This window comes from Priestia sp. YIM B13491 (assembly GCF_042787605.1).
GTDB classification, from domain to species: Bacteria; Bacillota; Bacilli; order Bacillales; family Bacillaceae_H; genus Priestia; species Priestia megaterium_E.
The window spans coordinates 41,199-62,699 of the sequence record NZ_JBHZOR010000002.1 but is presented as its reverse complement, the minus strand read 5'-3'; the positions used below and the strand labels follow the sequence as shown (position 1 = coordinate 62,699).

The following is a 21,501-nucleotide window of genomic DNA, read 5'->3' as shown; positions in this document are numbered from 1 at the left end:
CTGTCTTATGATAAAAGACAGCTCTTTGCTATTTAAAGACCCGTCAATATGCTTAAATTTATATTGTGTCTAGAAAAAATCCTTGAAATTTCTTATACTTCAATTTATAGACAGCAGATGCAATAGTTCTTATTTTATTGAATAAGGTGGTTTTGAATTGAGTATAAATTATCAGAAATTAAAAAGCATGGTGGATCATTATCAAATATTTGATCTTGTAGCGTATATAACAGAAGAAGTACAAAGCCTTCAACCAAAGAGCCTTACGGGTATTGTGAAAGAATGGTTAGCAAACTTACAAACGGAAGAAGAGCTGTACGAGCTTATCCGCTTTTGTGATGAAGCTTTATTAAATCGTTTAAGTCGAATGTTAACGACATATGGATATCGTCGATTTAGCTCGATTCGAATGGTAACTCTTTATTGTGATGATCTCCTGCGAGAAGGCAAGATACTCGACGCTGATGATAGACTTTCTTTATTAATTTCTCAGCTGGATACGGAATCAGTTAAAGAGGAACAGCTTGAGAAAATCTATTTTTTAAAGGTAAGAATTCTTTTAGAAATGAAACAAGTGGATGAAGCTTCTGAGTGGATGAAACAAGTAACGTCCCATAATCAAAAGGGTATGGCTGACAGATGGGGCTATTTTTATTTGCAGCTCAACGACAGAATGAAAGCTGAAGCCTGCTTAAAAGAAGGAACGACATATAAGGAGAATGGAGATTTTTGCTATGCAATGCTCGCAGATCTATATGCCTATGAAGGGAAGCATAAACAATCGCTTGAAAAAATTAACGAGGCTATTGTCCGCTACCCACAGCTTCCGTCTTTATATATGGATAAAGTGATGCGATTAAAAGATTTAAAAGAGTATTCTCTTTTGCTTGAAACGATTGAATTTATCGATTCAAAGTTACCCTATCACGATTATCAAGATTTTTTTACGCTGCTGCGCGCCGACATTTATTTTGAACAGAAGCAGCAATCTCAGCTTACGCATCTGCTGTCGACTAAGCGATGTTTAAAAGATTCACCTTATCAAAAATTAATTGGAAAGAATACAGACGAAAAATGCAGTACAATCAAGCTTCCTATTGTACCGATTGTTCAAAAAGATAATTATTGCGTGCCAGCTAGTATGAGTATGATGTTAAGGCTTTTACATACCGAAAAAACACAGGATGAGATTGGGACGCGTATTTACGGAGGGTTAGGCTCCAAATTATCAACTGCGGTGAGCTACTTTGAATCTCTTGGCTTTGCAGCGATGTTTTTTACAGGCACAGTTGAACAGTTTAAAGAACTATTAGACAAAGGGCTGCCTATTTTGGTCAGTCTGGAATTTGAACAAGCTTCCCATGTTCAAGTTGTATTTGGCTATGATGATGAACTTGAACTTTTTCATGTACAAGATGCTAATTTTCTAAGTCCAACGTATGTAGAATATAAAAATTTTGATCAGCATTACGCTAATTCGGGTTTTTTATCAATTGTTGCTTCTAAAGCGGCAGCGGATCTCGCTTCACTTTCTAAAGAGCAAGATGTGTTTATTCGTCAGCTGTATGACTTAATCGAACTAGTTGAAGCGGATGAAGAGGCACACATTAATGATCTCGTTTCTTTACTAAAAGCAAATGAGCATGTTCCATTTGCCGCTATTTACAGTATGAAGCATTTGTACAGAAAAGAGCATGAAGCTTATATTCGTACGTGTATTAACCATGTGTTAGAGAAGTATAGCAATCATGATTATCTTAAGCTTCACGCTGCATATGCCTTTTTTAAACTTGACGACAGTAAGGGAGCATCTTCCTTGTTACACCACATAGATAACAAAAAGCATAGCTCTTTTTATCACTATCTTAAAGGAAGAATTGCGCTCGATGAAGAGAGATATGATGAGGCTGTTGAAGCACTGCGGAGCTCCCTGCAATTAGACGTAGAGCAGCATTTGAACTGGAGCTATTTAGCACTTGCATATATGTACAAAGGAAACCTCGAAAAAGCTTTTGAATGCTCGACCATTTCCTTAAATATGTATGGCGATGAATCTTATACACAAATCAATCACGGACTTATTTTAATGGAGAAAGAAAGATATGCAGAAGCCAGAAATCTTTTCGACGCGTTATTAAAAGAAAACCCAAAAGATGCGCACAGCTGGTTTGAAAGAGCCCGTTGTGATGAACATTTAAAAAAGTTTCGTAAAGCTTACCGGGGATTTCAAGTAGCTAAAAAGCTTTTGCCGACTGTTCCTTATCCATATCTTTCGATAGCTGATTTGCTACAATATCAACTAGAAAAAACAGACGAAGCTGAAAGCTATCTCAAAGAAGGCATGAAGCATCTCCCAAGCGACATGACAATTCGAGGAAGACTAGGCGATTTATACGTCGCGAATCAAAGGTACGAAGAAGCTATTGCTCTGTATAAAGAAGGCTTAAAAATAGAAGAAGATGCCCTTATGTATTTGGGCTTATCTTATGCGTATCTAGAAACAGGTGAACATTTAACGGCCGTTGATACGCTCACGCTTATTGCGCAGAAGTTTTCATCGAACAGCGACGTCCTGTTGGATGCAGGCAGCATGCTTTTGGATGCAGCAAAAGAGAAGAATCTAGACGACCAAACGATAGAGTTTGGATTTGCTCTTTATGAAGAAGGAATTCATTTTGCTCAAACAGCGCTAGCTGAAGTGTTAGAAGCATATACGAGTTATTTAGAAGACACGGCTTTACTGACTCGTGGAATTAAGTTTTTAACTGCAGAACATCAAGAGCACCCTGATGAGATTTTGTACATGTGCTACTTAGGCATATTATACGAACAAGCCAAGCAGCTAACAAAAAGTGAGAAACTTTATCAACAAGCGCTTCGTATCAAGCAAGATGCTTTGCCATATTATCGGTTAGGTGAAATATATCAATCAATGAATCGCATCACTGAAGCAAAAGAGGCCTTCCAAAAATGCTTAACTCTTGATAAAACATTTGAAGCCGCTTGTATGAAGCTTGCCGAAATAGCTTGTGAAGAACAAAATCGAACGGCTGAAAGGAATTGGCTGCTTCAATGGATACAGCTGAATCCTATGGAAGTAAACGTTGAGCACGCAGCTTCACTTTGTGAAACAGAGAAAGAGTATGAAGAGCTGTTAGAGGTATTAAAAAGCGTAGAGGAAATTGTACTTCCCCAATGGCTCGCTGACAGCCAGGCTCATGTGTATCGCCTAAAAGGAGACATTTCACAGGCTGAAACGTATTTAGAGAAGGCGCTTGAACTAGATCCACAGAATCCTGCTATTCGCCATCATCAGGCAAAATGGCTCATCATGGAGCAGAGATATGAAGAAGCTAGAAAAATTCTTACAGAGTTACTAAGTGAGGATCCGGAAGATTACGCTCTATTTCAAACGTTCATGTCTAGCTTTCCAAATGGAAAAAAACTGTCCGGGCTTACGGCAGATTTAAAAAAGATAAAAATGGAAAAACAAAGCAAAAGCTTGTTATTTAAAAACGCAGCCGAGGCTTTAAATGAGTATGCCGATTCGATCGTAGAAGAGCAGAAAGGATCTATTTTCAAACGAAGCTTAGCAAAGTTCAAAGCAAAAGCAAAAACGGTTACGCTGCTTGGCTTAACGATTGAACTGTATGAACTTGCTATAAAAACGGATCGAAATAATAAAGAGGCTGTGCATGCATTTGCGGCTTTTTACGAAGAGAAAGGATTAATTGAAGATAGCATCACCGTGCTGAAAAAATCGCTGCATCAAAGCTGGGATTTTGATGTTGCCTATCATTTAGCCAATATACTCGTTAACATCCATGAAAATGAACAGGCTGCACATGAAGCGCTAAACTTAGTTCAAAAACTTCTTGAACAGCAGCCATATCATATAGATTTGCAGATATACCGAGCATTTATTTTGAGTAGCCTTGAAGAGGTAGAAAAATCGGAGGCAGCTTTTCAAGAATTACTTCAGCAGGAGATTTATCAGCCTGACATATATGCAGGACTAGCAAAACTGTATAATAAAACGGAACGTTATCATGAAACTGTTCAGCTTCTTCAAAAAGCAATTGAACAGCGTCAAGAGTATGAAGGGATGTATACCGATTTAGGTATCGCATATCATTTAGAAGGTGAAACGGAAGCAGCAGCTTCGCTTATGATAACCAGAGTAGAAAGTGGAGACGAAGATCTTTTTATTCGCTATAACTTGGCATGCTATCTAGCTGTTCTTGGAAAAACTGCTTCTGCTCAGGAAGAGTTGGATTATGTTTTAGCGCACGATGAAACGGGAGAATTTTATGAAATGGCTATGGAAGACGATGAACTAAAAGGATTAACGGTAAGAAGGTAAAAAAAGAAGCTGGGTTTCAGCTTCTTTTTTTATCCCTCTTTTGCACCTTGTCTGTTCAAAGAAATGGATTCGGAAATTTCCAGTGCAAGAATGATAATGGTACCAAGAACTAATCCGTTGCTTAAAAACGTAGTAACTAAAGGAGGCAGTGTTGAAAAAGCTTGAGAAGGCAAAAACATAACCCCTATCCCCGACAGCAACGCAATACCAGCTTTTTTCATTGCTTTTTCGGGCTGTTTGGCATGCTTGAATTCTCCAATTCCAAGAGCCATCATACCTGTAAAAACAGGAAAAATTGCCGCGTATCCGACGGCAGGAGGAAGAGCGGACATAATGGACGTTAAAGGAGTAAAGATACTCAGAAAAAGCAAAAGACACGATGCTACAATGAAAGGAACTCGGCTATAAAGATTTGTAGCTGAAATAAATCCACCGGAACCTGAAATAGGAACGGCACCGACACCTGAAAACAATCCTCCAAGCAGCTGACTTATACCCGAAACCATCCCGGAACGCTTAATATTGTCTTTTTCAATTTTTTCTCCTTTTTGTTTATAAACAGACTCAACAACACGAATAGAAGCGAGCATGTTTGTAATTAAAATGAGCGTCACAAAAAAAGCAGTAACAACCATATTCCATTCAACGCGAGGAGCTCCAAATACGAACACTTTAGGTATGTAAAATAACTGCGCCTGAAACTCGATAGGTTTAGCTAATCCTAGCATTGCAAATACTCCCCAGCCTACACCAATACTAATAATAATGCTGAGCTTATTTAACGTCCGGTGCGATAATAAATAAAAAGTCAGCAGCAAAATCGCAGCTGAAGCCAGCGCAATTGGAAGTTTAATAGCTGAATTCGTTTCTGTAATGCCAAACATTCCTTTTAAAAAGGAACCGCTGAGCTGCGTCACTAATAAAATTAAATATGTACCGGTAACTGTCGGGGTAAAGTATTTTGCTAGTTTATCAATGAGACCAAGCAGGCTCATCAAAATAGCAACTATCCCGCTTATAAGGAGGGTAAACTGCAGCACGCGGAGCGTTTCAGAGTGAGAACCAAACAGAACGGTTCCAAGACTCGCATACAGAGAAAAGACGCCCCACCAAACGCCAGCTGGCCCTTCCATGATTGGGTATTTATGCCCTATAAATACCTGCAAGAGCCCGGATAAAGCTAAAATAAATAACGTTCGCTGTAAAAATTGAATAGAATCCGCTGCGTTTAAATGAAACTGAGAAGCAATTACAATAGGAACAATCATACTATTAGAAATCATAAATAAAAACCATTGTAGTGAAGCAATGGAAACTCGAAACATTCTTAACACCTCAATTAATGCCGACGAGCGGCTGAATGAACCAACAGGCTGCTCTATTATTTTACCATGGGATTTCCAATTTGTAAGCGATATCTTGTTAAAAGGAAGATGAGTAAGGTGTCAAAAAATTCAATATATTGTTGTAAAAAGAAGAAAGATAATTTATAATTTTCTTACAATTATAAATTATAAACATAAGAATAATTTATAATGAACTGACTAACAGTCAAGGAAGGAGGAGGAATAAGACAAATGAAACTATATCTGTCGGTTGATATGGAAGGAATTACGGGACTCGTCGATCACACAAATGTTCTGCGACAGAAAGAAGATTATGAAAGAAGCCGCAAAATAATGACGGATGAAGCAAATGCAGTAATTTATGCAGGATTTAAAAAACAGTGCTCAGAAGTTGTGGTAAATGACAGCCATTCGAGTATGAATAATCTCCTTGTTGAACGGCTTCATCCAGAAACTCAGCTTATTTCAGGAAGTGTAAAACCATATTCAATGGTACAGGGATTAGATCAGACTTTTGATGGTGCTATGTTTCTAGGGTATCATGCTAAAGCATCCATGCCTGGTGTCATGTCTCATTCGATGATATTTGGTGCCCGCAATATGTACATAGACGATACGAATATTGGAGAGTTAGGCTTCAACGCATACGTCGCAGGCTATTACGGCGTGCCAGTTTTAATGGTAGCCGGCGATGACCAAACGGCGCTGGAAGCACAGCAGCTTATTCCAAACGTAACGACTGCTATCGTCAAACAGGCCATTTCACGTTCTGCAGCCAAAACATTAACCCCTAAGAAAGCAGAACAATTACTTCAAGAAAAAACAGCCGCAGCTATTCAACACAAACACCTTGTTAAACCTTTAATTCCACCTAAACATCCAACCTTACGAATAGAATTTGCAAATTACGGTCAAGCAGAGTGGGCGCATTTAATGCCGGGAACAGAAATCGAGCCTGGAACGACGACCGTTCGGTTTCAAGCAAAAGATATTTTAGAAGCTTATCAGGCCATGCTTGTGATGACTGAATTAGCTACACGCACAACATTCTGTTAGAAGGTGGGATAAAGGTGAAAAGTTATATTTTGAAACGATTTTTATCCATGCTTGTCACGCTGTGGGTAATTGTGACCTTAACCTTCTTTTTAATGCATTCGATTCCTGGATCTCCATTTAATGAAGAACGAGCGACAAGCGATGCAGTTCAAAAAAACCTGGAATCATTCTATCACTTAGATGAGCCGCTAGCTGTGCAATATATTCTTTATTTAAAATCCATTGTTACCTTTGACTTTGGTCCTTCCATTAAACAGCCCTCTCAAACGGTTAACGACCTTTTAGGAAGAGGATTTCCTGTGTCATTTGAACTTGGAATAGTGACGTTAATTCTTGCGGTGATTTCCGGTATTACACTAGGCATTATTGCTGCTCTTAGAAGGAATGGAATAATTGATTACATGGCGATGAGCATAGCAGTTATCGGATTGTCGGTTCCAAATTTTGTTATGGCCACGTTGTTAATTCAACAGCTTTCTGTTAATTTGAAAATTTTACCTGCCGCTACGTGGACGAGCCCTTTACATATGATTCTTCCGACTCTAGCTCTTGCCACAGGTCCTATGGCTATTATTGCACGTTTGACTCGTTCCAGCATGATAGAAGTACTAACTCAAGATTATATTCGAACAGCGCGTGCAAAAGGGCTTTCGCCAGTAAAAATTGTATTTAAGCATGCGCTTAGAAATGCTTTAATGCCCGTTATAACAGTTCTTGGAACGATTGCAGCCAGCGTATTAACCGGCACATTTGTTATTGAACAAATCTTTGCTATTCCTGGCATGGGAAAATATTTTGTGGACAGTATTAATACGAGAGACTACCCGGTAATTATGGGCACGACGGTCTTTTACAGTTCGATTCTCATCATTATGCTTTTTTTGGTAGACATTGCTTACGGAATACTTGATCCACGAATCAAACTGTACAAGAAGGAGGGATAATGTGCTGGAAAAACAGGAGTATAAGCAAATTCCTGATGAGTGGTTTGTGCCAAAGAAAAAAAAGAAATCTGAAGCTGAAGCAGTTGTAAGGCCGAGTCTTTCTTATTGGCATGATGCTTGGCGCAGGCTTGTAAAAAACAAGTTAGCCATGCTGGGCCTCTTTTTTTTAGTCATTCTCGTTGTGATGGCTATATTCGGCCCTATGTTTTCACCCTACAGTGTAACGAAAGCTTCTTTTACAGAGCAAAACCTTCCTCCTTCAGCTAGTCATTGGTTTGGAACGGATGACTTAGGAAGAGATATGTACACTCGGACATGGTACGGGGCTAGAATTTCTTTATTTGTAGGGCTGATGGCAGCGCTTATTGATTTTATCATCGGTGTCATTTACGGGGGATTCTCCGGCTACAAAGGCGGAAAAACAGATAATGCCATGATGCGCGTAATTGAAATTTTATACGGTCTTCCTTATTTATTAGTGGTGATTTTACTAATGGTAGTGATGGGCCCTGGGCTTTCTACGATTATTGTGGCACTTTCCGTTACAGGTTGGATTGGGATGGCGAGAATTGTACGGGGGCAAGTATTGCAAATAAAAAACTATGAATACGTGCTTGCATCCAAAACCTTTGGAACAAAAACTAGTCGTATCATTAAGCGAAACCTGCTTCCAAATACGATGGGACCGATTATCGTTCAAATGACACTAACCGTGCCAACTGCCATTTTTGCTGAAGCTTTTTTAAGCTTTTTAGGGCTGGGTGTACAGGCTCCTTATGCCAGCTGGGGAGTAATGGCAAACGATGGTTTATCAACGATTCTATCAGGCTATTGGTGGCGTTTATTTTTCCCTGCGTTTTTTATTTCTCTAACCATGTTTGCTTTTAATGTCCTTGGAGACGGACTGCAAGATGCACTTGATCCGAAATTAAGGAGGTAAGCAAATGGAAAAAATGATCCAAATCAAAAACTTACACGTACAGTTTTCAACTTACGGAGGGCGAGTTCAAGCTGTAAGAGGCGTTAGTTTTGATTTACATAAAGGAGAAACACTAGCGATTGTCGGAGAGTCAGGGTGCGGAAAAAGCGTAACATCTCAAAGTATTATGAGGTTAATTCCGACACCTCCGGGCAGGATCACAAGCGGATCTATTTTATTTAAAGGCCAGGATTTAACGAAACTACCAGAAAAGAAAATGCGAGACATTCGAGGCGCTGATATTTCGATGATTTTTCAGGATCCTATGACTGCGCTTAATCCAACTCTTCGCGTAGGTGAGCAAATTTCAGAAAATATTATGCAACATGAAAACATCTCGAAAGAAAAAGCCAAAGAAAAAGCATTTGAAATGCTGGAGCTAGTCGGAATCCCAAATCCTAAAGAACGCTTAAAGCAATATCCTCATGAATTTAGCGGGGGAATGAGACAGCGTATTGTCATTGCAATGGCTCTTGTGTGCAATCCCGAAGTGCTAATTGCTGATGAACCTACCACAGCTCTTGACGTCACGATACAAGCGCAGATTTTAGAATTGTTTAAGGATATTCAGCAGAAAACGGATGTCTCCATTGTTTTAATTACCCATGATTTAGGGGTAGTGGCTCAGGTAGCTGACCGAGTGGCCGTAATGTATGCAGGAAAAATTGTAGAAATTGGAACAAGAAGAGATATCTTTTATACGCCGCAGCATCCGTATACAAAAGGATTGCTGCGTTCAGTTCCTCGGTTAGATTTATACGAAAGTGAGCTTGTGCCTATTGCAGGATCGCCTCCCGATTTATTTGCACCTCCATCCGGATGTTCGTTCGCACCTCGCTGTCCTTACGTAATGGAAGTGTGTGATCGCATGTATCCTGTATCGACAAAGCTGAAAGAAAGTCACCAAGTGCACTGCTGGCTTCAAGATGAGAGAGCCCAAAAATTTGTAACAACTATAAGCTAGATTTATAGATGAATAGAGAACTTATGAAAGAGGGGGAAATGATGAAAAAAATAGGGTCTTTACTAATGATGTGTGTACTTATATTTGCACTTGCTGCCTGTACGGCCACAAAAGATTCCGGCGCGGAGCCAGAAAAGAAGAGCAGTACAGCAAAAGATGAGGGTAAGGTCCTTTATATGAATAATGGCGCAGAACCTACGTCTTTTGATCCACCTATTGGATTTGATTCATATTCATGGAATATGCTTAATAACTTAATGGAAGGGCTGACTCGTTTAGGAAAAAGCGATGAGCCTGAAGGAGCAATGGCCGAGAAATGGGATATCTCTGATGACAAAAAGGTCTATACGTTTCATTTACGAAAAAATGCTAAATGGTCAAATGGAGATGACGTGAAAGCAAGTGATTTCGTATTTGCTTGGAAGAGGCTGTTAGATCCTAAGACGGGTTCACCAGCGGCATTTTTAGGTTATTTCATCCAAGGTGGAGAAGAATTTAATACGGGTAAAGGCAGTGCTGATCAAGTAGGGGTAAAAGCGCTAGATGACAAAACCTTTGAAGTTACGCTTAAAAGCCCTCAAGCCTATTTCTTAAGCGTAGTTTCCAATCCAGCGTTCTTCCCAATTAATGAAAAAGTAGCAACAAAAAATCCGAAATGGTTTGCAGAAGCAGATTCGTTTGTTGCTAATGGTCCCTTCAAATTAACTCAATGGAAGCATAACAGTAATCTAGTCATGGAAAGAAACGATCAGTACTGGGATGCTGAAAATGTAAAGCTCGACAAGGTAAAATGGGCAATTGTTGAAAATACAAACACAGAATATCAAATGTATCAAAATGGAGAACTAGATGTTTCTGAAATTCCATCGGATTTAAGTGAAAAGCTGCTGAAAGATGGAGATGTTCATATCGAAGACCAAGCGGGAACTTACTTCTATCGCTTTAACTTAAATAAAGAGCCCTTTCAAAACAAAAATATCCGTAAAGCATTTGCGATGGCTGTAGATCAAGATCAAATTGTTAATTTTGTTACAAAGAATAAAGAAAAGCCAGCTCGCGGGTTCGTGTCTTACGGATTTAAAGATGCAGATGAAAAGGATTTCCGGAAAACGGGCGGCGACTTATTAAAAACAGATGGCAAAGAAGCAAAAGCACTTCTGAAAAAAGGAATGAAAGAAGAAGGATATAAAAAGCTGCCAGCTATTACGCTAACATACAGTACAGACGATACGCATAAAAAAATAGCAGAAGCACTGCAGCAAATGTTCAAAGAAAATCTAGGCGTAGATGTGAAGCTTGCCAATATGGAGTGGAATGTTTTCCAAGAAGAACAAAAAGCGTTAAAGTTTCAGCTGTCACGAAGTTCATTTTTAGCTGATTATGCAGATCCAATTAACTTTTTAGAAAGCTTCCAGACGGGTCATTCAATGAACCGTACAGCTTGGAGCAATAAAGAATATGATGAGTTAATTAAACAAGCTATGAACGAAACGGATAATAAAAAACGTTTTGAGCTTATGTATAAAGCAGAAGGTATTTTATTTGATGAGATGCCGATCATTCCTATCCATTTCTACAACTATGTGTTTTTAATCAAAGATAACGTATCTGGAATTGTTCGTCATCCTGTTGGCTATTTAGATTTGAAGTGGGCAGATAAACAATAAAGTGGAACTTTTTGTCAGAGGGGATTTCAATTCCCTTCTGACCCAAGTTTCACTTTCTTCATTTCTTTACCCAAAAGGAGTGTAACAAATGATAAAACCACAACGATTACAAAAAGGTGATACAGTAGCTGTTATTGCACCTGCTAGTCCGCCTAATCAGCACAATCTAAAAAAAGGAATAGAATATTTAAAGGAAATAGGGTTAAACGTAGTAACAGGCGCGCATTTATATAAAAAAAACGGGTACTTGGCAGGGACTGATGAACAGCGGGCAGCGGATATACATGCGATGTTTGCTAATAAGCAAGTAAAGGCAATTATTTGTGCATGCGGAGGGTACGGGACTGCTAGGCTTGCCTCGCAACTAAACTACGATTTAATTAAACGAAATCCAAAGATTTTTTGGGGGTATAGTGATATTACGTTTTTACATACGGCTATTCATCAGCGCACAGGTTTGGTTACCTTTCACGGGCCAATGCTTTCGTCGGATCTCGGAAAAGAAGATGTTCATATAGAGACGAAGCAAGCTTTTTATCAATTGTTTTCTCACCGTTCTTTGTGCTATACGGATCAAATTAGTATGCTCGACACTATTTGTGAAGGAGAAGCAACTGGTCAGCTGATAGGAGGAAATCTTACTTTGCTGGTAAGCACGCTGGGCACACCATTTGAACTAGATACAAAAAATCGAATTTTATTTATTGAAGATATTGATGAAGAACCGTATGAAATTGACCGCATGATGACACAGCTGTATATGGCCAATAAACTGCAGGATGCAGCAGGAATTATTATCGGAGATTTTCATAACTGCTATCCTAAAAAACGTACGGAGTCGCTTTCATTAGAAATGGCATTAACAAGTTACCTGACTTCTTTAAAAAAGCCTGTTATGAAAGGGTTTCGCATCGGACATTGTTCTTCTCAAACAGCTGTGGCGATTGGAAGTTATGCCACGATGTCTACTCATCAACGAACCGTGGAGTTTGAATCAGGTATCGCATTACCAAAAGATAAAATCGAACGCTGAAGGTTAAACCTGAGAGGAGGATAAATAAGTGGTGGATAAAAAAACGTATTACGTTTGCGTAGCTGTGGCGACTGTTTGGACTTCCTATGACTCTAGCAGAGAAATAGATGACAATGCAACAAGTGTCCCAGTAAAACTGGATAAATGGTTAGAACAATTAACGTATACACGCCGGTTGGACCTTTGTGAGAAAAATTTAGTTCAAACGCAGCTGTTACTAGGAGAAGAAGTATATGTAACAGAAATCAAAGGTAAATGGGCAAAAATCGTTATTCCTTCTCAGTTTTCTTCTAAAGATGAAAGAGGATATCCCGGTTGGGTTCCTTTCCACCAACTGATTTCTCAAGCTGAATATTTTCCATTGAATAAACCAACGGCAGTGGTATCAGCAACGATTGCGACCCTGCACCTAGCGGAAGAAGCCTTGCAAATTAGTTATCAAACGCAGCTGCCTCTTTTAAAAGAAGATAAAGAATGGCTAGAAGTTCAAACGCCGGTTGGCAGGGGGAGAATAAAACGTCAAGATGCTGTTGTAATGGAGGATAGAAACCGTAAAGTAAAAGGAACTGGCGATATGATTATTGCAGCAGGAGAACAGTTTTTGAATCTTCCATATTTATGGGGCGGCATGAGTGCCTGGGGATATGATTGTTCAGGGTTTGCCTATGCTACTCATAAAGCAAACGGATATCTTATTCCAAGAGATGCAACCGATCAAGCAAGGCAAGGAAAAGAAGTAGGGTTAGCCTCTATTCAACCTGGAGATTTGCTGTTTTTTGCTCATGAAAAAGGTGAAGGGTCTATCCACCATGTTGGTATTTATTATGGTAAAGGAAAAATGCTTCATTCACCTAAAACAGGTAAAACCGTTGAACTGATTGAATTAAAAGGAACGCTTTATGAAGAAGAGCTGTGCGCAGCCCGGCGCTATTATTAGGAGGTGGCAGTTATGGCAACGAAGCATTTGTTAGAAGTAAAGCAGCTGAGCAAATATTTTTCGATTACGAATAAGCAGGTTTTGAAAGCAGTAGACGGCGTGTCTTTTCATATTTCAAAAGGAGAAACCTTTGGACTTGTTGGTGAATCCGGCTGCGGAAAATCAACTGCCGGACGAACAATCATTGGGTTGTATAACCGTACATCAGGAGAGGTGCTTTATAAAGGGAAAAACGTGCATGAGCTATCAGAGAAAGAAAAATTTGCTTTTCATCGTAATATGCAAATGATTTTTCAAGATCCATATGCTTCACTAAACCCTCGTTCTACCGTGAAGGAGATTATCTCAGAACCAATGGAGGTTCACGGACTTTATTCGAATAAAAAAGAGATGCTGAACCGCGTGTATGAGCTGCTAGAAGATGTCGGGCTAAACCGTGATCATGCCAATCGCTATCCTCATGAATTCAGCGGCGGGCAGCGCCAGCGTATAGGGATTGCGAGAGCTTTAGCACTAAATCCAGAATGCATTATTGCAGACGAACCTATTTCTGCTTTAGATGTGTCTGTACAGGCTCAAGTAGTTAATTTATTAAAAAAACTCCAAAAAGAAAAAGGGTTAACTTATTTATTTATTGCACATGACTTATCGATGGTAAAGCATATAAGCAATCGTATTGGAGTTATGTATTTAGGACATTTAGTAGAATTAACAACAAGTTCGGAGCTGTATCAAAAACCGCTTCACCCTTACACTCAAGCTCTACTGTCAGCTATTCCTATCCCTGATCCTGACGTTGAGGATAATCGGAAGCGGATTGTTCTTAAAGGAGAATTACCGAGTCCAATTAACCCGCCCTCTGGCTGCGTGTTTAATACGCGCTGTCCTCTTGCAGTAGCAGCCTGTAAGACTCAAAAGCCGGAGTGGCAGGAAGTTGAAGACAATCACTTTGTAGCCTGTCACTTATACAATCAAAAGATAATGAGTAACAACTATATGGAAACAGCTGCGACAAAATGATGGAAAGAGCGAGAATGAAAATCGAAGATGCAGTTACTACATGGAAGCGGAGTAATAATGGACTTATACGTATTCATATTGAAGGAAAAGAATCCATACAGATTAATTCTTTTATCCAACAACGAGCAGCAAGTACAATCAAGCTGCTGCTTGCAATAGAAGCGTTTCGTCAAATTGATGCGGGCATCTTGGCTTTGACATCTGTCATTCAAAGAACGGAAAAAAACACGGTTGGCGGAGCAGGCGTACTTAGAGCTCTTCCGCGGTTAACATATATTAAAGTGGAGGAGCTGCTTACCCTTATGATAGTTGTTTCTGACAACACAGCTACAAATGAGCTCATTTCTTTAGTAGGATTTGAAAAAATTAACGAATGTGCTAAAAATCTAGGATTAAAGAAAACCGTTTTAAACCGCTATATGATGGACGAAATCGCTGTTGAAAAAGGGATTGATAATTATACGTGTGCCTCTGACGTAGTAAAGTGTCTAAGGGAAATATATGAAGGAAACCTTTTGCAAAAATCCAGTCGCGAAAAAATAATGAGAATGTTAAAAATACAGCAGTTTCAGCATAAGCTTCCAGCACGTATAGGGTCAGCGTTTCAAGGTGCGAATAAGACTGGAGAACTACAGGGAGCAGAACATGATAGTGCTATTCTCATGCGAGGTAACGAAACGTATTATGCTGTTGTTTTGATAGATGGACTAAGTGACAATGAACAGGGAAGGAGATTAATTGCTGATATTGGATACCTTCTGTCATCTAACATCTAAAAATCTTTTGACCATATACTTCAATAAGCGGGATTGGTTTGGTCTCTTTTATTTAATGTCTTCTATCAAAGAAAAACTCACATTTACTAATAATAAATGCTTGTCTTCTCAGATTTTGGCGAGACCGTTATTTGCTGTGCTGGATTTATGCTAGTAATAGATAAACATGTTCTTTTTCATAAAATTTTATGAAAAAATAATGATAAATCATTCATCCTATACCAACTTATTCATATTTTTTATATAATAGAATAATAGTATATATTTTAAACGAATAGTGAATGTCTATGCAAAGCAGCAAGAAGCATGAAATTATTCGATTCATAAATGGTGGTGTATGTATGGCAAACGAACATGTAATGATAGATATTATAAAAGCATTTAAACGCAATTCAACTGAATCCATTGCCATGGATTTAATTAAGGAAGTGCGAGGGACATTTAGTCCATTACCTAAATATATAGCGGATTTAATTGATGAGCTGAGAAAATTAAATTTAAAAGACGAAGTGATCAGTGTAATCTTGTATCAATCTGTATATGTGGCAGATCATCAATTTAATATTAAAGATACCATTACCAATCGTCAGTTTGTAAAAGATACAATTGAAATGGGCAGAAGATGGGTGCATCAGTACGGCCGAATTGAAACAGTAGAAGAAGCAATCCATATTGCAGAGCAAGTGTCTACAAAAGAGGACTTGCCTCACCATTTGCAAACAGCAACAATTGACGAAAAAATTACGCTTGAGGTGCAGCTTGATCATCAAACGTATGAAATGTTAAAAAACATAGCGGTTTATTATGATCATCATTCCTATGAACAGTCAATGACTGTAGCAATTAATCGTTTATATACGCAGCTGCGTGATGCACAATCAAAAAATAGTTAAATGTCAAATCTCACATGTTCCGTGCACCATGTGAGATTTTTTAAAATGTGAAAGAGGCGCAGATGAAAATGTCTTGCTCCATCATTCACCAAAGGGAGGGAGAACATAGATGAGGGTATATTTATCTCCTCTTCAAAAAAAAGATGCTTCTAAAGTTTTTGCATATTGGTCGGATGAAGAGGTTACTAGATATATGAATATTGAGCCCTTTACGACGCTTTATCAAGCGGAAAGCATGATTGCACTTCTCCAGAGTTTGACGAAAGAAGGCAAAGCAACACGCTATGCTATTCGATTAAAGACTTCCGATGAAATCATTGGAACCTGCGGTCTAAACCGTATTGATTATGTTAAAAAGCAAGCAGAGATTGGGTATGATTTAGGCAGACCTTTTTGGAAAAAAGGTCTCATGACAGAAGCGCTCTGCCTTTTGCTAGAAAAAGCTTTTGAAGAGTTTCATATACAAGAAATTGAAGCAAAAGTTGATCCTAATAATAAAGATTCAATTACTCTTTTAAAAAAATTTTCGTTTCAACTAGAAGAGGCGTATGAGTCAGATGATTGCACTTGTTTATACACCGTCAACAAGGAAAAAGTGAGCGCGATATTGTCAGGACGTTCAAAAGGTAAGAAGTAAATCAAGCATAAGTTCTTTTGAAATAGTAAATATTTTTAGGCCTTAACCGATAACAAAGAAAAGAACGAATTGAAGGAAGGTCATGAATGAATCATCATACACATTTACTAGAAGGGACGTACAATGAGTTACTCGTTACACTCTCTTTCCTTATCGCTATTACTGCGGCGTACGCTTCTTTTGGGTTAGCTAATCGTGTGAAAATTTCCCGGGCAAAATTTATTCAGTTTTGGTTAATCAGCGGGGCATTTACATTGGGAATAGGCATTTGGTCAATGCATTTTATCGCCATGCTTGCTTTTCACTTGCCCGTAGATGTTTCATATAATTTATGGTTTGTTCTTCTCTCAATCTTGGGAGCGATAACGGGATGTTATATAGGCCTCTACCTCATTCACAAACAAAAGAAAAGTATAAAAGCACTTATCATTGCAGGGAGCTTTATGGGAGCTGGAATTGTTTTTATGCACTATTTGGGCATGATGGCTATGGAGCCAATTATGATTTCATATGATCCATTTATCGTTTTTCTCTCTATTCTTATTGCTGTTGCTGCTTCTAATACAGCTTTGTGGCTTGGTTTTTATTCAAAGCTAAATGAAGGCAAGCTTACCGTTTTTGCTAAGGTTATTTGTTCTACTATTATGGGCATTGCTATTGCAGGTATGCACTATACGGGCATGCAGGCAGCTTCTTTTTCAGGAATGTCAATGTCTGAACACTCAAACGGTTTTGCCTTAAATCCAATATATTTATCCGTCGTTATTGTTTTTTTTATTGTCTGCCTATTTACGGCTGTGTTTTTAACCATTTTTATGGATCGACGCGTACAAAAACAAGAAGTTTTAAAATGGGCTTTTTTTGAATCCGCCCTGGATGCTATTTTGGTGATCGATGAAAAAAGACATGTTTTATCGCTCAATTATGCAGCGGAAACGCTTTTCTCTCTTAAAGCATCAGATGTAATCGGGAGTAATGTTGTTAAGCTGCTCCCCTTCTATGAATTTTCTTCTCTACAAGATGGACGAACTGAGCACTCCCTTTTGATAAGTAATAGAGAAGTTACGGTTGAGATAACGGTGATGGCGGTAGCGATTGAAGAGACGGTTGAGTATATGCTGTATATCCGCAATATGACGCAAGAGCGCGAAGCGGAAAAAACGTTGATTGAAGCAAAAAATCGCTATGAAAACTTGTTTTACTCCTCTCCATTGGCCATTATGGTCCATCGAGAAGAAGAGGTCGTGTCTGTGAATGATGCTATGATTCAGCTTTTAGGAGTAACGGAAGACCAGCTCGTTGGTAAATCGTTATATGATTTCTTTTCATCTGAACAAGTTCCTGATATTAAAAAAGGATTGAAGGCAGTAAAGGATAGAAAAGATGAGCCAAGATCTCCATTAGCTCAGTTGAAAATGTTTAATGCGTTAGGTAAGGAACTCTTCTTAGAAGTAAAATCTACGCTCATTCAAATTAATGGAGAGACGCTTTTTCAGACAGTAACTAGAGATGTAACGGAACAGAAAAAAGCTCAAGAATCGCTTCAATATATGGCTTTTCACGATATGCTAACAGATTTACCAAATCGAAGTATGTTTTCAAGCATTGTAGAGAAATCCATTGATTCAGCAGCTGATTCAGGAAAAAAACTTCATTTCTTATTTTTAGATCTCGATCGTTTCAAACAGGTAAATGACACGCTTGGTCATCATGCTGGAGATCAGCTTATGCTTCAGGTTGTTGATCGAATGAAGAGCTGCCTAAGAAACCAAGATGTGCTTTCGCGTTTTGGAGGAGATGAGTTTTTAATTTTACTGCATGAGAGGACGGATGAAGAAGTGGAAAAAATCTGTCAATCATTAAATGACTGCTTATCCACTCCTTTTGTAGTGCTATCGAGAGATGTTTATTTAGGGGTAAGTATCGGAGTTAGTTTGTTTCCTAAAGATGGAAATTCACTTGAAGTGCTCGTTCGCCATGCTGATTTAGCGATGTATGAAGTCAAAAAACAAGGGCGTAATCATTATCTGTTTTATCAAAAAGAAATGCAGGTTCATACTACGCGACGAATGAGAATTGAAGATGGGTTACGCAAGGCTTTTGAGCTGGGCGAAATGGAGCTTCACTATCAGCCGAAAGTCAATATTCAAAGTGGCCATATTGTTGGAGTGGAGGCTTTAATCCGGTGGACTCATGCCGAGATGGGCGTCATTTCTCCCGCAGAATTTATTCCGATTGCTGAAGAAACAGGGGTTATTGTTACACTGACGAAATGGGTATTAAAAAAAGCGTGCCATCAAAATAAGTATTGGCAGCTTCAAGGACTTCCTCCCTTAAAAATGAGTGTGAACATATCAAGCGTGGATTTTGGTACAACTGATTTTGTTGATTATGTGTTAGGTGTCTTGCGTGAAGTAGAGTTAGAACCACGATATTTAGAACTTGAAATTACAGAAAGTGTAACGATGAAGCATGTTGAGCAAACAATCGAAAAGCTACAAATCTTAAAAGATGCAGGAGTATTTATATCGATTGATGATTTTGGCTCAGGATACTCCTCGTTCAGCTATATTCAGAAGCTACCTATTCATACGCTGAAAATTGACCGGTCTTTTATTAAAGATTTAGATCCTAATACAACGGAAGTATCGATTGTCAGAGCCATTATTACACTAGCCAAAAGTTTGCAGCTATCCGTCGTAGCAGAAGGTGTAGAAGAAGTTGAACAAGTAGAACTTCTTCATAAAGAAAAATGTGATGAAGTGCAGGGATACTATTTTTCCAAACCGATTTCAGCGGAGGAATTTTATGAGAAATTTCATAAAATCGAAGAAAAAATGGAATTTGTTCATTAATGTAAAAAGCCGTTCTTATTTAAAAGAACGGCTTTTTACATTTAAGGTCAGAGCTAACAGTCTATACAATACATAGATTCCAAGGTATGCACCGGTTAATAAAAAAGCTGAATTTAAAAAGATTGCATGGATGCTCGTCATAAAAACAGTATGGTTTTTTAAGATACGATAGATAGAAGCAGCAGCTATATTTCCAAATACTAGCGCTGAAAGAAGGGCTAGCGTATTAAAAACTAGCTCTGCTCCTTTCCATTTGAGTGAGAAAAAGAGCATGATAATAGGAACAATAATACTTCCAGAAACCAGCAGGAAAATCAATGGACCATCTCCAATACGTTAGCTTATTACAGTTACATAAGATAATGTTTTTGCTTATTTTTAGATAGTCTTCCCTTTTTATAATCCGTTAAGCTTTTTTCTTCCATTTTTTACTTATATAAAAAAGTAAAATAATAGATAAAGCCACTAAAATGATTTTGCCTTGCATAGATCCTTGCGTAATATGATAAACGGAATAAACTTCAATAAAAAGCGCTGGAATTTTTCCAAGTGCGCTAGCAGAAATGAATACCGCAAAGGAGCCTTTTCCTACAGCGCTGAAGAATGCAACGAGGCCTGATGGAACAAAGGGCAGTAATCGCAAAGAAAGAATCAATATAAAACTTTCTTTCCCTTGTACGCGCAGCAGCTTTAGCCACTTGGAGTGAGAAGGTGTTTTGGTATGAACAAGTGTACGGAACCCTTTTCGATACAGCCAAAAAGAGAGAGCTGCACCTAAAACTTCTCCAATAAAAGAAAGTAAAAATCCGTTCCAAAAACCAAATAACTTTACGTTTACGAACGTAAGGGGTGCGCTTGGAAATACGCCCGTAATGCTAATAAGAATGTTCAAAAGAATGCTGATAAACCCAGCTGCTTCTAAATGTTCAAGCAGAAATGTTTGAAGATAGTCAGTCATGGTTATACTCCTATTTATGTTTTACCTGTAGGGCTATTTTAGATGATTTTCTACTATTATATAATTTTTGGCATGAAATAAGTAGGTAGGCAGTTTATAAAAAACGAAACAGGGTAACTACTTACTAATGAAAGATGACTCACTGATTTGAAGGGATGGACAACTCATGTTGAAATTTTTGCTTGTTATTGTAGTTATATTATTAATTATTATGATTTTTAAACGCTTTATCCGAAAATAAAAATGCTAACTAAGCAGCTCGTGAGATCTTTCTCACGAGCTCTTTTGCGGAGCTATTCAGTAGCTCAACAATACATTTTTTACCTGTGATGAATATCACTGCAGCTAGAAAAATGAAGGGGTAAGATAGAAATGGGAGGGAGGTATATGGAATTATTATTCTATCTCAGCACTTATTTATCAGGGGGAGCTATCGCATTATGGCTAATTAATGCAGCATTTAATGGATTATTAAAATAATAGAGGGAGAGAAAATGAACGATTCTAAAGGTATATTTAACGATAAAGAAAGAAAGCTTGCTCGCTATTTGGAGACGTACACAACTGAGCAGATTTTAACTGAAGCAGGCATGTCTTCGTCTGCTGCGCTATATGAGTTGAAAAAAATAAGATTACCGCGGGCAGTTGCTAATACGATTGTTTATTACGTACTGGCAACAAATAATCAAAAGCTGGTTATGTACAAACTGCTCATGTTAGCTGGCGTTTGTAAAAAGCTTGGCATTCAAGATGCACAGGCAGCCCTCACTTTTATCAAAAAATATTACGTTTGTCATCAGCATTTACACTAAAAAGTACATCTGTCTGAGGGGGAAAAGAGATGAATATTGTCCCGTTTAAGCAGCGTTCATCTGCAAAAAATGTTCAAGGCAAAGAACAGCCGTTTCAATGTTTCATTGAGGGAGATCGATTTCAGTTAGATTTGTATATGACATATTTATTTCATCGCTGCCATTCTAGCAGGTATAGATATAGCCCTGCTAACAGAAAGGGTAGGATGTAATGATAAGATACGGGTGGTAAGCGGCTTCATTTTTCCTGATGGAATAATG

Annotated in this window: 18 protein-coding genes; 15 read left to right on the top strand and 3 right to left on the bottom strand. The window is 38.4% G+C overall.

Going from position 1 to position 21,501, the window contains the following annotated elements; genetic code table 11:
* Positions 1–157 precede the first annotated feature (157 nt).
* Complete coding sequence (locus ACFX4E_RS06480) at positions 158–4,363, top strand: tetratricopeptide repeat protein (RefSeq protein ID WP_377237747.1); 4,206 nt, start codon at positions 158–160, stop codon at positions 4,361–4,363.
* 29 nt (positions 4,364–4,392) lie between these two features.
* On the opposite strand, the gene ACFX4E_RS06475 is transcribed toward ACFX4E_RS06480, so the two are convergent.
* Complete coding sequence (locus tag ACFX4E_RS06475; RefSeq protein WP_034275595.1) at positions 4,393–5,688, bottom strand: purine/pyrimidine permease; 1,296 nt, start codon at positions 5,686–5,688, stop codon at positions 4,393–4,395.
* Positions 5,689–5,940: 252 nt separating this feature from the next.
* Here ACFX4E_RS06475 and ACFX4E_RS06470 point away from each other — a divergent pair, with 252 nt between their 5' ends.
* The 12 genes from ACFX4E_RS06470 (at position 5,941) to ACFX4E_RS06415 (ending at position 19,470) form a co-directional block, all read left to right on the top strand.
* Positions 5,941–6,765 carry a M55 family metallopeptidase gene (locus ACFX4E_RS06470; protein WP_377237749.1) on the top strand — a complete coding sequence of 275 codons (825 nt, stop codon included), beginning with the start codon at positions 5,941–5,943 and terminating at the stop codon, positions 6,763–6,765.
* A gap of 14 nt (positions 6,766–6,779) precedes the next feature.
* Positions 6,780–7,709: an ABC transporter permease gene (locus ACFX4E_RS06465; RefSeq protein ID WP_028408015.1), complete on the top strand. Its 930-nt coding sequence runs from the start codon at positions 6,780–6,782 to the stop codon at positions 7,707–7,709.
* 1 nt (position 7,710) lies between these two features.
* A complete protein-coding gene (locus tag ACFX4E_RS06460; RefSeq protein ID WP_028408016.1) occupies positions 7,711–8,649 on the top strand; it encodes an ABC transporter permease in 939 nt (312 codons plus the stop codon).
* A gap of 4 nt (positions 8,650–8,653) precedes the next feature.
* Positions 8,654–9,652 carry an ABC transporter ATP-binding protein gene (locus ACFX4E_RS06455; RefSeq protein WP_028408017.1) on the top strand — a complete coding sequence of 333 codons (999 nt, stop codon included), beginning with the start codon at positions 8,654–8,656 and terminating at the stop codon, positions 9,650–9,652.
* Positions 9,653–9,675: 23 nt separating this feature from the next.
* Positions 9,676–11,319, top strand: coding sequence for a peptide ABC transporter substrate-binding protein (locus ACFX4E_RS06450; protein ID WP_098248325.1), 1,644 nt, complete (start codon positions 9,676–9,678; stop codon positions 11,317–11,319).
* An 88-nt stretch (positions 11,320–11,407) separates the two neighbouring features.
* Complete coding sequence (locus ACFX4E_RS06445; RefSeq protein WP_377237752.1) at positions 11,408–12,352, top strand: S66 peptidase family protein; 945 nt, start codon at positions 11,408–11,410, stop codon at positions 12,350–12,352.
* A 31-nt stretch (positions 12,353–12,383) separates the two neighbouring features.
* Positions 12,384–13,289 carry a C40 family peptidase gene (locus ACFX4E_RS06440; RefSeq protein ID WP_028408020.1) on the top strand — a complete coding sequence of 302 codons (906 nt, stop codon included), beginning with the start codon at positions 12,384–12,386 and terminating at the stop codon, positions 13,287–13,289.
* Between the two features lie 12 nt (positions 13,290–13,301).
* Positions 13,302–14,309: an ABC transporter ATP-binding protein gene (locus ACFX4E_RS06435; protein WP_098333568.1), complete on the top strand. Its 1,008-nt coding sequence runs from the start codon at positions 13,302–13,304 to the stop codon at positions 14,307–14,309.
* Positions 14,310–14,323: 14 nt separating this feature from the next.
* A complete protein-coding gene (locus tag ACFX4E_RS06430) occupies positions 14,324–15,085 on the top strand; it encodes a serine hydrolase (protein ID WP_377257857.1) in 762 nt (253 codons plus the stop codon).
* Between the two features lie 341 nt (positions 15,086–15,426).
* The gene (locus tag ACFX4E_RS06425; RefSeq protein ID WP_013056190.1) at positions 15,427–15,978 is read left to right on the top strand and encodes a hypothetical protein; all 552 of its coding nucleotides are present in this window, start codon (positions 15,427–15,429) and stop codon (positions 15,976–15,978) included.
* A gap of 109 nt (positions 15,979–16,087) precedes the next feature.
* Positions 16,088–16,615, top strand: coding sequence for a GNAT family N-acetyltransferase (locus tag ACFX4E_RS06420; protein WP_028408023.1), 528 nt, complete (start codon positions 16,088–16,090; stop codon positions 16,613–16,615).
* A gap of 86 nt (positions 16,616–16,701) precedes the next feature.
* Complete coding sequence (locus tag ACFX4E_RS06415) at positions 16,702–19,470, top strand: bifunctional diguanylate cyclase/phosphodiesterase (RefSeq protein WP_377238900.1); 2,769 nt, start codon at positions 16,702–16,704, stop codon at positions 19,468–19,470.
* 15 nt (positions 19,471–19,485) lie between these two features.
* Here the strand turns inward: ACFX4E_RS06415 and ACFX4E_RS06410 are convergent, their stop codons facing one another.
* A complete protein-coding gene (locus ACFX4E_RS06410; protein ID WP_153253493.1) occupies positions 19,486–19,788 on the bottom strand; it encodes a transposase in 303 nt (100 codons plus the stop codon).
* An 88-nt stretch (positions 19,789–19,876) separates the two neighbouring features.
* A complete protein-coding gene (locus ACFX4E_RS06405) occupies positions 19,877–20,428 on the bottom strand; it encodes a TVP38/TMEM64 family protein (protein ID WP_377238899.1) in 552 nt (183 codons plus the stop codon).
* Positions 20,429–20,922: 494 nt separating this feature from the next.
* Here ACFX4E_RS06405 and ACFX4E_RS06400 point away from each other — a divergent pair, with 494 nt between their 5' ends.
* Both ACFX4E_RS06400 and ACFX4E_RS06395 read left to right on the top strand, forming a co-directional pair.
* Positions 20,923–21,240 carry a hypothetical protein gene (locus ACFX4E_RS06400; protein WP_013056195.1) on the top strand — a complete coding sequence of 106 codons (318 nt, stop codon included), beginning with the start codon at positions 20,923–20,925 and terminating at the stop codon, positions 21,238–21,240.
* Positions 21,241–21,269: 29 nt separating this feature from the next.
* Positions 21,270–21,452, top strand: a complete 183-nt coding sequence (locus ACFX4E_RS06395; protein WP_060746030.1) for a hypothetical protein — start codon at positions 21,270–21,272, stop codon at positions 21,450–21,452.
* The last annotated feature ends 49 nt before the right edge of the window (positions 21,453–21,501 follow it).